Genomic DNA, 12,183 nt, shown 5'->3' on the forward strand with positions numbered 1-12,183 from the left:
TGTTTCACCTTCAGTTGGGGTCTAGGGTCAGGCTGCCTGGCCTGCCGGTTGACGCACAGTGGCGCAGCTGCGCCTCGCGCCAACGCCGGTAGAGCGTGGTATGCAGATTGTGCACCGCCAGGTCGATCGAAAACGGCGTTCGTGGATTGCGGTCGAGCAGCCGGGCGATGTGGTAGCCGATGGGACGTATACCTCGCGGATGCACGTAGATCACGAACTGCTGGTAGAACGGATCGTCCAGCACCTGGTCCATGCGTGCCAGGCGGGCGTGGTAGCGCGCTGGAAGGCGCGCCCGCAGTCCGGGGTCGCGTTCGAACAGGAGCCGCTCGAAATAGCGCCGCCCCACCCGCGGCAGCCCCTGCGCCAGTTGCCACAGCTCGGCGTTGCGCTGGTCGTACCAGGCCAGGCCTCCGTGGCGGGCAAGCGCCTGTGCTGCATCCGGCCCGACGTCGACCACGACGAAGTTCTCGGCCTGGTTGCTCAGATCGTCCAGCGTGCTCTTGTCGTACACGTGTTCGATGAAGCCCGGCAGGCCCGCGAAGGCCTGACGTCCCCTCGCCGAGGTGCGCACGGCCTTGCCGTCGGCCAGGAAGTCGCCCGCATGCGCACCGAGCAGGACACTGTCGGTGCCGTGCAGCGCGATGAAGGTGCCGATCGACAGTTCGCCTGCGGTGAACTCCGCGTCGAACGCAGCATCGCCATACAGCTCACGCTGCGTTGCCAGCTGCGCGACCTGGCGGCCGACACCGCATTCGGCACGCACCGCACCGCCATAGAAAGCCTGCAGCGCGCGGCTGTTGCCATCCACGGGAACGTAGCCGCGGCCGAAGCTGCGCACGCGTTGCCACCCCTGCGCCCGTGCGCCCTGCATCCCGAAGCCGATCCAGCCCAGCTGTGCGCCGGAGAAGCGGAACTGCGGATTGCCCTGCAGCGACGTGGCGGCCCGCCGGGTCGCCGCGCCCAGTTCGAAGGCATAGGCACAGACCGTGGCAGGATCCTCCAGCAGCTGCTGCAGCAGCGCCTCGCGCTGCGCCCCGTCCAGCGTCTGCGGCCATCGCACACGCAGATCACCCGCGGCCTGCGCCTCGGCCAGCGATGCCCGGGTGCACACCGGGCCACCCTGGATCTGCGGCGCACTGACCGCAGCCACTTCAAACCGCCAGCCCAGCCGCTGCAGCAGGCCCTGCGTGCAGTCCGCGGCCGCCGCCGCGCTGCCTGCCGGCGAAGCCAGCAGCAGGGCCATGACCATCAGCCCACGCCGCACGCTCAACCCTGATCCGTCGCCGCCGCCGGCTCCGATACGGGGGGAGCGGGCAGCCGTTCCGGAACCGGCGGCGCCTCACCGGGGGCGGCCGGCAGGTACTGCTGCAGGCGCTGGAAGAACCGGCGGTAGAAGTCGGCATCGGTGATGGTGCTGCTGGCGACCTTCACCAGGGAATCGTCATTGCTGCCGAACGGCAGCGATACCGAACCCAGCGCGCCCACGCCCACGCTGGCCGAGGTCGGGCTCTTCTTCAACGCATACCGGTCCTGCACCGCGCTGACGAACACCAGCGACTGGCTGCCACGCGGCGCGCAGGAGATGCGGAGTACCAGTTGCTCGTGATCGTCCTCGCGTGGCTGGAAGTTCTTGCTCCCCTCCACCTGCGCGTCATCGACGCGGGCGATCGCATAGCCCTGGCTGAGCAGGGCCCGTCGCGCCGCTTCACAGGCATCGGCCGGGCGGCTGTCGACCGTCCGGGAGAAGGTGTCACCGGAATCGAAGGACTCGCGCAGCACGGTGCTGTCGGCGGCGCGGCCACCGCAGGCCGACAGGATCAGGGCACTGGCAATACCGACGGCAACGCTGCACAGAGGGGAGACCCGCATGGGAACTCCTGCGAGAAAGGTCGCTGCCAGGGTAGTCCCGCCCCCGTGTGCGGCAGGTCGACAGCACCGCTGGCGGCACGCGCTGTTGCTCCCGGTTCATGCACCGGCAGCCCCGGGGCATGGCCCGACAGCTGCCGCCAACGGCTGCGCTCGCCGGGCATGGCCCGGCGCTACCCGTGAACGCAGACGGGGCCGGCATTGCCGGCCCCGTGGGGTACTTCATGTCACGCGTGGCTCAGTCGGCCCAGCGACCGGCCCCGGTGGACTGCGGCAGCACCTGCGCCGACAGCGGGCGATCATTGGCCAGCAGATTCACCGCATCGGCCAGGATCGCAGCGGATTCACGCAGCAGCGGGTCCGGTCGCTTCTCGGCGGCCTTCTCACGGGCGGCATCCTTGACGATATCGCGCTCGTTGCCGGTCAGGCCGTCATCGCTGCTGTCATCGGCCAGCGGATCCAGGGCCAGGCCCAGCTCCTTGCGCATGATCTGGCGCTCCTTGCGCTGGGTGTCCTGGCGTTCCCGCTCGGCACGACGCGTCGCTTCATTGAGCGAGACATACTTCTTCGCCGCTTCGGCACGGAACTGCTCGACATCCTCGTTCCACCACACGAATTCCTTGTCGGTGGCGATGCGTGCCTCGTGGCGGGTTTCCAGCTTCGGCAGCAGCGGCGCGAAGTTGCCGTACTGCGTATGCGGCACCGCGGCGATGCGGGTCCACGGCAGGGCATTGTCGTAGGTGCTTTCGCCGAACTCGGTGGCATCGACGCTGGCCGGGAACGCCAGGTCCGGCACCACGCCCTTGTGCTGGGTGCTGCTGCCGCTGATGCGGAAGAACTGGGCGATGGTCAGCTTGACCTGGCCGAAGCGCTGCGTTTCGCCGCTCGGCCAGCGATCAAGGTCGACGATGTTCTGCACGGTGCCCTTGCCGAAGGTGGTCTCGCCGATCACCAGGCCGCGGCCGTAGTCCTGGATGGCACCGGCGAAGATTTCCGACGCCGAGGCCGAACCACGGTTGACCAGCACGGCCAGCGGGCCGTCCCACGCCACGCCCTGATTGCGGTCGCTGTTGACGGTGATGCGGCCGCCCGATTCACGCACCTGCACCACGGGGCCCTGTTCGATGAACAGCCCGGTCAGTTCGATCGCCTCGTCCAGCGAGCCACCACCGTTGTTGCGCAGGTCCAGCACCACGCCGTCGAGCTTGTCGTTCTTGAAGCCCGCCAGCAGCTTGGCCACATCGCGCGTGGCCGACGCGTAATCGGCGGCATTGCGGCGACGGCCCTCGAAGTCCTGGTAGAAGGTCGGCAGCTTGATCACGCCGATCTTCCGTGCCGGCTCGCCGTTGGCGGCCGGAATGGTCATGGTTTCACCCTTGGCGGCCTGCTCGGCCAGGCGCACCTTCTGCCGGGTCAGGACCAGGGTGTGATGCTTGCCATCGGCGCCCTCCTCGGCCGGGATGAACTCCAGCTTGACCTGGGTATCCTTGGCACCGCGGATCTTGGCCACGACATCGTCGATGCGCCAGCCGATCACATCCTCGACCACGCCCGACTTGCCCTGACCGACGCCGACGATGCGGTCACCCGGCTTCAGGGTGCCATCCACGGAGGCCGGTCCGCCAGCGATGATCTCGCGGATCACCACCATGTCGTCCTGGCGCTGCAGCTGCGCACCGATGCCTTCCAGCGACAGCGACATCGCCTGGTTGAAGTTCTCGGCGGTACGCGGAGTGAAGTAGTCGGTGTGCGGATCGACCGCACTGGTGTAGGCGTTGAGGAAGAACTGGAAGACATCCTCGCCCTTCAGCTCGTTGACCGACTTCTCCAGCGTCGCGTAGCGCTTGTCGAGTGTCTTGCGGATGTCGTCCGGCTTCTTGCCGGCCAGCTTCAGGCGCAGCCAGTCATTCTTGACCGACTTGCGCCACAGTTCATCCAGCTCGGCATTGCTGGCCGCCCACGGCACCTTCTTGCGGTCGTACTCAAAGCGCTCGTCGGTGGTGAAGTCCGGCTCCTGCCTGAGCAGCTTGCGTGCGTAGGCCACGCGCTCGCCTACGCGCTGCTTGTACACCGCGAAGACCTGGAAGGCCGGCTCGAGTTCACCGCCACGGATGGCATTGGCGATGTTCGCCTCGAAGGGTGCGAAGCGCGCCACATCGGCCTGGGTGAAGTACTGCTTGCCGCCGTCCAGGGTCTCCAGGTAACGCTTGAACACATCCTTGGAGGTGGCTTCATCGAGCGCACGCGGACGGTAGGCGTACCGGCTGTCGGACAACAGGCCATATACCAGCTTGGAGGTGGTCACCTGATCGGCGGTCGCCGCAGCCGGCAGCGCCGGCGAATCGGCCTTGGCCGACAGCGCCAGCGGCGCTACCAGCGCCAGGGCCATCAGGAATGCGGGGGCTTTGAATTTCATGAACGTGCTCGAAGGCGCCTTGCCAAGGGGGAGACTGCGTGGTGTTCAGACATCACGACAGTGCCGAAAGTTGCCGGGTTTGTCACCCGCCCGCATTCGGTGGAAAACCAGCCTAGCGGGGCCGGTGTAGCAAATTGTGAATGCAGGCGAAGGCGTGCGGACCAACGGTCCGCGCCCACCACGGTGGTAGGCACGCCCATCGGTAGCGCCGGGCCATGCCCGGCGAGCGCAGAGGGAAAGAACCGCCGGGCATGGCCCGGCGCTACCGGTCAGGAAACGCCGGCGCCCTTGGCCTGCACGTCGGCGTGGTACGAAGAGCGCACCATGGGGCCGGAGGCGACGTGGCTGAAGCCCAGCTCATACCCGTAGTCTTCCAGCGCCTTGTAATCCTCGGGCGTCCAGTACTTCAGCACCGGGTGGTGGTGCGCGGTCGGCTGCAGGTACTGGCCGATGGTGATCATGTCCACGTCGTGGGCACGCAGGTCACGCATCGTCGCCTTGATCTGCTCGAAGTCCTCGCCCAGACCCAGCATGATGCCGCTCTTGGTCGGCACCTGCGGGTGCTGGGCCTTGAAGTTCTTCAGCAGCGTCAGCGACCACTGGTAGTCCGCGCCCGGGCGCACGTTGCGGTACAGGTCCGGCACGGTCTCGATGTTGTGGTTGAACACGTCCGGCGGGTTCTGCGCGAGGATGTCCAGCGCGCGCTCCATGCGGCCCTTGCCGCGGAAGTCCGGGGTCAGCACTTCGATGCGGGTACCCGGCGACTTCTCACGGATGGCGGTGATGCAGTCGACGAAGTGCTGGGCACCGCCGTCGCGCAGGTCATCGCGGTCGACACTGGTCACCACCACATACTTCAGGCCCATGTCGGCCACCGTCTGGCCGAGGCTGGCCGGCTCGTTGGCATCCGGCGGCTTGGGCCGGCCGTGGGCGACGTCGCAGAACGAGCAGCGGCGGGTGCAGACCTCGCCCAGGATCATGAAGGTCGCCGTACCGTGGCCGAAGCACTCATGGATGTTCGGGCAGCTGGCTTCCTCGCAGACCGTCACCAGGCGGTTCTCGCGCAGCTTGGCCTTCAGGTTCTGGACCGCATTGCCCGAGGGAATGCGCACGCGGATCCAGGAGGGCTTGCGCAGCACCGGTGCATCGGCGAACTGAACCGGCGAACGGTTGATCTTGTCCCCGCCCAGCTGCTTGACGCCGGCCTGCAACGGTGCGGCGGTCGGAATGTCGCCCTGCACGATCTGCAGGGGAATGGTGCGGGCAGTGGTTTCAGTCATGGCAGTTCCGGGGAGCGGTCACGCGGCCGCAGAGAGATCAGGCAGTTCGGGCACGTGCTGCAGCCGCAGGCCGAACTGGCGGGCCAGCTGTTCCAGCAGCACCGTCTTGACGGCATCCATCCCGGACGGCCCGCCCAAGTCTACCACCGAGGTCACCTGCAGCCCCTGATAACCACAGGGGTTGATGCGGTGGAAGGGTTCCAGGTCCATGGCCACGTTGAAGGCCAGGCCATGGAAGGTGCAGCCACGGCGCACGCGGATGCCCAGCGCGGCAATCTTGGCATTGCCAACGTAGACGCCCGGGGCACCTTCGCGGCGTTCGGCACCGATGTTCCATTCGGCCAACGTATCGATGATGGCCTGCTCGATGCGGCACACGTAGTCGCGCACGCCGATGCCCAGGCGCGGCAGGCGCAGCAGCGGGTAGATCACGATCTGCCCCGGCCCGTGGTAGGTGACCTGGCCGCCGCGGTCCACGTGCAGCACCGGGATCGCCCCCGGGGCCAGCACATGCTCGTCCTTGCCGGCCTGGCCGAGGGTGAACACCGGATCATGCTCCACCACCCACAGCTCGTCGGTCGTCTCGTCAGCGCGCTGATCGGTGAAGCGCTGCATCGCCCGCCAGACCGGCTCATAGGCCTGGCGGCCAAGGTCGCGCACCAGCGCCGGACGCGGCGGGCGGTTTTCCGGAGCGGCGTCGGCCGGGCAGCTGTCGGCTACAGCGTCCACTTCACTTCCGGGTGATCGCGCAGCGCCCGATGGGCAGCGTCGTACTGTTCGCGGGTCTCGGCCTTGAACACCAGCCGGACCGACACGTACTTGCCATTGGACGAATGCTTCCAGCTGATGCGCTCGTTCACGACGTCCAGGCCTTCGGCCTGCAGCAGTCGGGGAAGCTCATGCTCCAGGCCGCGGTTGGCCGGGCCCATAGCGCTGAGCTCGAACTGGCCGGGGAACTGGAAGCCGTGGTCGGGGTTGTCGGACTTGATTTCCATGGACCCATTATCGGGCCGCAGGGCAACAAACCCAAGAGTATTCATCCAGGTCAAGACGGACACCGGCAGGCCGCTGCGTTGCACCTGAATTCCCATTCAGCTTCCTGCTGCGCGGGGGCGCGGCGAGCCCCCGGCGCCGGTTGTCGTCACGAGACAATGTCGTTTTCGGAACAGACAAGTGACCGGGACACGCTCGTACCGTCACGCGGGCCGGGGTACCGTGTCGTTGCATATAACGACAGACGACCACCCCTTTCCCCATGAGCATTCCATCCATGCGTAGCGTCGCAGCCCTCGGGCTGTCCGGCCTCCTGGCCGCCGCCCTCCCCCTTGCCGCGCAGGCCGCCGAACAATGCGGCCCCGATGCCATGCGTGAGCACCCGCCACAGATCAATTTCCGCGTTGACAACGACCTGTTCGGCGGCCGCCACCAGGACCAGGGGTATACCAACGGCGCCGAACTGACCTTCGTATCACCGAACCTCGTCGATTACACCGACGATCCCTGCCTGCCGCGCCTGGCGCGCTGGGTCAACGGCTATCTGGAGCGCCTGCACCCGGGCCGGTTCGAACAGCAGAACATGATCTTCAGCATCGCCCAGGGCATCTTCACCCCGACCGACTTCACCCGGAAGGACCTGATCAAGGATGACCGCCCCTACGCGGGCGTGCTGATCGCCAGCTTCGGCTACAACGCGCGCAGTGGTGATCGACTGCAGACCACCCAGCTTACGCTGGGCGTTGTCGGTCCGTGGGCCCAGGGCAAGCAGGTGCAGAACGCCGTGCATGAGGTGCTGGGCGACGAGAAATTCCAGGGCTGGGACAACCAGCTGCACAACGAGCCACTGTTGATGCTGACCCATGAGCGGATGCGGCGTTGGCCGGGCGATGCCAGCGTCAACGCGGGCGGCTGGGGCTGGGACGCGATCAGCCACTACGGCGGCTCGGTCGGCAACCTGGCGACCAAGGCCAACATCGGTGGCGAAGTGCGCTTCGGCTGGAAGCTGCCGGATGACTTCGGCAGCACGCCGCTGCGTCCTGCCGGCGAGAACACCGCGCCGACCCGCAGTGGCAGGCCGAGCGGCTGGTCATGGCACCTGTTCGCCACCAGCGATGCTGCCTGGGTGATCCGCGACATCACGCTGGATGGCAACACCTTCCGCAACAGCCACAGCGTCGACAAGCGCCACATCGTGGCCTACGGCGGCTACGGAATCGCGGTGATGCGCGGTCGCTGGAAGTTCGCGGCGGCGCGCTACCACAGCACCCGCGAGTTCAACGGCCAGCGCGAGGCACCGGTGTTCGGCAGCTTCACCATCAGCCGCTCGCTCTAGCACAGTGCGGACGCCCGGTCCGCACGCCGGTTGCAACGGAAAAGGCCGGCATGCGCCGGCCTTTTCCTTTTCACGTCATCGCATGGCGCCGCGGATCATTCCGATTCCCACCACATCCAGAAGCTGTCCCACAGGCGCTTGAAGAAGCCGGCCTGCTCGACGGCAGCCACCGCCACCAGCGGCGCTTCGGCCACCACCTTGCCATCCAGGCTCACCTTCACCGTGCCGATCTGCTGGCCGGCCGTGAACGGCGCTTCCAGGGTCTTGGGCACATCGATGCTCGGCTTCAGGTCGTTGTAGCGGCCACGCGGCACGCTGACCAGCATCGGCTGGGCCACGCCCAGCTGCACCTTGTCACTGGTGCCCTTCCATACCTTGTGCTCGGCGACGGCCTTGCCCGGCTCATACAGGCGGTGCGTTTCGAAGAAGCGGAAGCCCCAGTTCAACAGCGCCAGGCTGTCATCGGCGCGCTGCTTCTCGGAGGCGCCGCCCAGCACCACCGCGATCAGGCGCTGGTCGCCGCGCTGCGCCGAACTCATCAGGCAGTAGCCCGCCTCGGAAGTGTGCCCGGTCTTGATGCCATCGACACTGCCGTCGCGCCACAACAGCAGGTTGCGGTTGGGCTGCTTGATGTTGCCGACCTGGAATTCCTTGATCTTGTTGTACGCGTAGGTTTCCGGGTAATCACGCACCATCGCCCGGCCCAGCAGCGCCAGGTCATAGGCGGTGCTGTGGTGGCCCGCGGCGGTCAGGCCGTGGGCGTTGACGAAGTGCGAGTTCTTCATGCCGATCTTGGCGGCGTAGCTGTTCATCAGCGAGGCGAAGGCTTCCTCGCTGCCCGCCACGTGCTCGGCCAGGGCGATCGCGGCATCGTTGCCGGACTGGATGGCCATGCCCTTTTCCATGTCTTCCAGGCGCGCGGTCTGGTTCACCGGGAAGCCGCTGTAGCTGCCGTCGGTACCCGCACCGCCTTCGCGCCAGGCGCGCTCGCTCATCATCACCTGGTCATCCGCACGGACCTTGCCGTTCTTGACCTCGGCGGCGATCACGTAGGAGGTCATCACCTTGGTGATGCTGGCCGGCGCCAGCTGCTCGTGGATGTTCTCGCCCGCCAGCACCTGGCCGGTGGCGTAGTCCATCAGGATCCAGGCCTTGGACACACTCGGCACCGGGGCCGGTGGCGTGGCCACGGTGGCCGGAGCCGCAGCGGCGGCAGGTGCAGGTGCGGCCGGGGTCGGCAGCGGCGTCTGGGCAGAAGCCAGGCCCACCACCAGGGTGGCGGCCAGGGCGGTGGCGGCGGAACGGAAATTCATTGGACAGCGGGCTCCAGGGACGGCCGGGAATGGAGGGGGAACAGAAAGGCCATTGTAGGCCGGGGTGGCCCGGGCCGGCAGCACCGACCCGGGCGGGATCAATCCTTGACGATCTGCGGCGATCCAAGGCCCAGACCGGCGATGCGGCCGACAAGTTCCGCGGCACTGGCATGATCGCTGGCGGGTACGCGCAGACGGAAGAGCGTGCGGCCACCGGCGGCGATGTCGCTGATGGTCGCGCCGACGATGCCGGCCGCATTGAGCTGGCCCATCGCACGATTGGCGTTGTCACGGTTGGAGAAGCTGGCCACCTGCACCATCACCGCACCCACCACCTGCTGCGACAGCGTGGGGCTGCTGGCCGGTGCCGCGGAAGCACGCGGCGCCGTGGCGGCGACCCTCGCCGGCGCAGCGGCAGGTGCCGCAGTGCGGACGGCCACTGCACTCGGCGGCAGGCTGCTGACCGCCACATCCGGCAGCGTGCTGACCACCGCCTGCGTGGTGGCCGGTTGGCCCCGGGTCGGCGCCGCATCGGCAGGCAGGCGTTTGACCAGGCGGTCGATGTCACTGTCAGCCGCCGGGCGCGTGGCGGCAGCGCTGGCCATCGTCGTCGCCGCACCAGCAACGGCAGCGGCTTCGGCCGCCCGACGCTCGCGGCGCGACGGCTTCTGCGCCAGCAGATTGCCCTCACCCGGCTGCAGCGCGCGCACTTCCACGTTGCCGGTACCGCGCTGGGTGATGCCCAGGCGCACCGCAGCGGCATAGCTCAGATCGACCACGCGGCCATCGTGGAACGGGCCGCGGTCATTGACCCGCACGATCACCGACTCGCCGTTGTCCAGATTGGTCACGCGGGCGAAGCTGGGCAGCGGCAGCGTCTTGTGCGCAGCGGTGAACTGGTACATGTCGTAGACCTCCCGGTTCGAGGTCAGGCGGCCATGGAACTTGGCGCCGTAGTACGACGCCGTACCGCGCTCGACATAATCGCGGGTATCGTCGAGCACCTTGTACGACTTGCCCAGCACCACGTACGGCGATTTGTTGCCGATGGCCGAGCGGGTTTCAGCCGTCACTTCCGGCTCGGGAATGCAGGCCACGTTCGGAATGTAGGTCGGCGTGCTGTCTTTCACGCCCGGCCGGTACAGGCCGCCGGCGGTGTAGTTGCCCCGCGTGTTCGGGTCTTCCTTGGCCGCCGCATAGGGCGATCCCTCCGGACAATGCGCCGGGCGCGTGCCCCTGCCCTGCACCACCGTACCGGAAGGCGTTCCACCGTGGCCGGCAGTGGCCGGCTTCTTCGGCGCGCTGCTGCAGGCGGCCAGCGCGAGGACGATCAATCCAGGGACCAGCCATCTGATGTTCATGCCGGGGGCAGCTCCTGTCCGGCAATGGCCTGCGACAACTGGAACACGGCCATCGCATACATCTTCGAGAGGTTGTAGCGGGTGATCGCGTAGTAGTTCTGGAAGCCCAGCCAGTACTGCTTGCCGGTGCTGCCCTCGAGCGTAACCGGAGTGGCCGTCGCACCCGGCTGTACCGGTGCGGCAGGCTGATAGCCACGTTGGGCCAGATCGGCCAGCGACCAGGTCGGTGCCCACTCGGTCGGATTGAATTCCTCGCGCCCCGGAGCGAGTGTCGCCGGCACGGCCACCTGTCCGCCCCGGACCCAGCCTCCCTTCTTCACGAAGTAGTTGGCAATGGAGGAAAACACGTCGTCGTAGCTGTTGAACAGGTCACGGCGACCGTCACCGTTGCCGTCCACGGCATAGTCCAGGTAGCTGGACGGCATGAACTGGCCCATGCCCATCGCACCGGCATAGCTGCCCTTGAGCGTGGTGATGTCGAGTTTCTCCTCGCGACCCAGTTCAAACAGCTTGGCCAGTTCATCACGGAAGAACAGCTCGCGGCGCACCTCGCGTTCCAGCTTCTCCGGATCGCCGCTGCGCGGGTAGTAGAAGGCCAGCGTGTACAGCGCATCGAGCACGCGGTGGTTGCCGGCATTCCTGCCATAGCTGGTCTCCACGCCGATGATCGCCACGATCACCTCGGCCGGAACACCGGTGCGCTGCTGCACGCGATCCAGCTCGGCGCGGTGTTCGGCGAGGAAGGCACGGCCCCCCTCGATGCGCGCCTTGCTGATGAACATCGGCCGGTATTCGTTCCAGGGTTTCACCCGCTCGGCCGGGCGCGACATCGCGGCGATGATCGGCTGGCGCACCTGCGCCTGGTCGAGCACGCGACGGATCTCGTCGGGCTGGAGTCCGTAACGCTTGGCGGTATCGGCGATGAAGGTGGCGCGCGCGGTCTCGAACGGAACCGGCGTGAGATCGACCGGCGGCGCGGTGGCGGCGGTGGCTTCCGGTGCGGCCTCGGCCGGTCCCTTGGGCTTGCTGGCCGGATGGTGCGGCGTGCTGCTGGCCTGCGGTGAAGACGGTGGAGATGTCGGCTGGGTCGCGCAGGCGACCAGGCCGAGGGTAAGCATGCAGGCCAGAGTGCGTCGAATCATCGTCGCAGGTTAGCAGGTCATGGATGAATTAAAACCCCTAACACCATGAATCACAACGATTTGCTTGCAAGCAGTCGAAATTGTGAAAACGATGTGAGCGATCCATCGTATTCAGTTGAGAGGTTGCCGGTTGCGTCCCCATCCCCGCAGACGCAACCGGCGACCGGATCCGGTCGATACGCGCGCGGCTGCCGCTCCCCAGTGGCAGTACCCCGCGCGCTCTGTATCCGTTGGATCAGTACTGCTTCCCGCCCGACGCCCCCTCGCGCTGCAACGATAGACGGCGCGCCGTGCCGAACGGGCCGCCATTGTGCAGGCCGTTTACGACAAGTCCATTGATCAAAATCAACGCAGTGTAAAAGTGTGAACCAGATAACGTTTTTTTAGGACTTTGGTCGGCGGAGCTGCTGTTGCGCGTCTTCATGGGAACGCTTCCATGAAGAGCGTTGCGCAAGCGTTGGACGGCCCCGGCCCTG

General features: G+C 66.9%; 11 protein-coding genes. 1 reads left to right on the plus strand and 10 read right to left on the minus strand.

Annotated features, from left to right (window positions below; all coding sequences use genetic code 11):
- Positions 1 to 10 precede the first annotated feature (10 nt).
- From ACZLIF_RS17575 to ACZLIF_RS17600, 6 genes are all read right to left on the minus strand, one after another.
- A complete protein-coding gene (locus ACZLIF_RS17575) occupies positions 11 to 1,249 on the minus strand; it encodes a hypothetical protein (protein ID WP_128990021.1) in 1,239 nt (412 codons plus the stop codon).
- A gap of 17 nt (positions 1,250 to 1,266) precedes the next feature.
- On the minus strand, positions 1,267 to 1,869 hold the full coding sequence (locus ACZLIF_RS17580) for a DUF2242 domain-containing protein (protein ID WP_053519316.1): 603 nt from the start codon (positions 1,867 to 1,869) through the stop codon (positions 1,267 to 1,269).
- A 235-nt stretch (positions 1,870 to 2,104) separates the two neighbouring features.
- Entirely contained in the window at positions 2,105 to 4,282 is a 2,178-nt protein-coding gene (locus ACZLIF_RS17585; protein WP_053519630.1) for a carboxy terminal-processing peptidase, read from the minus strand.
- Between the two features lie 269 nt (positions 4,283 to 4,551).
- Entirely contained in the window at positions 4,552 to 5,562 is a 1,011-nt protein-coding gene (lipA, locus tag ACZLIF_RS17590; RefSeq protein ID WP_065175161.1) for a lipoyl synthase, read from the minus strand.
- A gap of 18 nt (positions 5,563 to 5,580) precedes the next feature.
- Positions 5,581 to 6,291: a lipoyl(octanoyl) transferase LipB gene (gene lipB, locus ACZLIF_RS17595; protein WP_053519632.1), complete on the minus strand. Its 711-nt coding sequence runs from the start codon at positions 6,289 to 6,291 to the stop codon at positions 5,581 to 5,583.
- The gene (locus ACZLIF_RS17600) at positions 6,279 to 6,557 is read right to left on the minus strand and encodes a YbeD family protein (RefSeq protein WP_053519645.1); all 279 of its coding nucleotides are present in this window, start codon (positions 6,555 to 6,557) and stop codon (positions 6,279 to 6,281) included. Before ACZLIF_RS17600 ends, lipB begins: the two co-directional genes overlap by 13 nt.
- Positions 6,558 to 6,832: 275 nt before the next feature.
- On the opposite strand from ACZLIF_RS17600, the gene ACZLIF_RS17605 reads away from it, so the two are divergent.
- A complete protein-coding gene (locus ACZLIF_RS17605; protein ID WP_206733991.1) occupies positions 6,833 to 7,891 on the plus strand; it encodes a lipid A deacylase LpxR family protein in 1,059 nt (352 codons plus the stop codon).
- Between the two features lie 95 nt (positions 7,892 to 7,986).
- Here ACZLIF_RS17605 and ACZLIF_RS17610 read toward each other — a convergent pair whose 3' ends face one another.
- The 4 genes from ACZLIF_RS17610 to ACZLIF_RS17625 all read right to left on the minus strand — a co-directional run bounded on the left by ACZLIF_RS17610 (position 7,987) and on the right by ACZLIF_RS17625 (position 12,131).
- Positions 7,987 to 9,204 (minus strand): D-alanyl-D-alanine carboxypeptidase family protein, encoded by a 1,218-nt coding sequence (locus ACZLIF_RS17610; RefSeq protein WP_053519634.1) that lies wholly within the window; start codon positions 9,202 to 9,204, stop codon positions 7,987 to 7,989.
- A gap of 98 nt (positions 9,205 to 9,302) precedes the next feature.
- Entirely contained in the window at positions 9,303 to 10,565 is a 1,263-nt protein-coding gene (locus ACZLIF_RS17615) for a septal ring lytic transglycosylase RlpA family protein (RefSeq protein WP_128989991.1), read from the minus strand.
- Positions 10,562 to 11,707: a lytic murein transglycosylase B gene (gene mltB, locus ACZLIF_RS17620; RefSeq protein WP_128989989.1), complete on the minus strand. Its 1,146-nt coding sequence runs from the start codon at positions 11,705 to 11,707 to the stop codon at positions 10,562 to 10,564. The genes ACZLIF_RS17615 and mltB overlap by 4 nt, the downstream gene beginning before the upstream one ends.
- Before the next feature lie 235 nt (positions 11,708 to 11,942).
- Positions 11,943 to 12,131 (minus strand): hypothetical protein, encoded by a 189-nt coding sequence (locus tag ACZLIF_RS17625; protein ID WP_128989987.1) that lies wholly within the window; start codon positions 12,129 to 12,131, stop codon positions 11,943 to 11,945.
- Positions 12,132 to 12,183 lie beyond the last annotated feature (52 nt).

The organism is Stenotrophomonas sp. 2201_Sma (assembly GCF_056486685.1).

Coding starts and splice junctions, on each gene's coding strand:
- ACZLIF_RS17575 (WP_128990021.1), bottom strand. CDS start 1,249: ATGGTCATGGCCCTGCTGCTGGCTTCGCCGGCAGGCAGCGCGGCGGCG.
- ACZLIF_RS17580 (WP_053519316.1), bottom strand. CDS start 1,869: ATGCGGGTCTCCCCTCTGTGCAGCGTTGCCGTCGGTATTGCCAGTGCC.
- ACZLIF_RS17585 (WP_053519630.1), bottom strand. CDS start 4,282: ATGAAATTCAAAGCCCCCGCATTCCTGATGGCCCTGGCGCTGGTAGCG.
- lipA (WP_065175161.1), bottom strand. CDS start 5,562: ATGACTGAAACCACTGCCCGCACCATTCCCCTGCAGATCGTGCAGGGC.
- ACZLIF_RS17600 (WP_053519645.1), bottom strand. CDS start 6,557: ATGGAAATCAAGTCCGACAACCCCGACCACGGCTTCCAGTTCCCCGGC.
- ACZLIF_RS17605 (WP_206733991.1), top strand. CDS start 6,833: ATGCGTAGCGTCGCAGCCCTCGGGCTGTCCGGCCTCCTGGCCGCCGCC.
- ACZLIF_RS17610 (WP_053519634.1), bottom strand. CDS start 9,204: ATGAATTTCCGTTCCGCCGCCACCGCCCTGGCCGCCACCCTGGTGGTG.
- ACZLIF_RS17615 (WP_128989991.1), bottom strand. CDS start 10,565: ATGAACATCAGATGGCTGGTCCCTGGATTGATCGTCCTCGCGCTGGCC.
- mltB (WP_128989989.1), bottom strand. CDS start 11,707: ATGATTCGACGCACTCTGGCCTGCATGCTTACCCTCGGCCTGGTCGCC.
- ACZLIF_RS17625 (WP_128989987.1), bottom strand. CDS start 12,131: ATGAAGACGCGCAACAGCAGCTCCGCCGACCAAAGTCCTAAAAAAACG.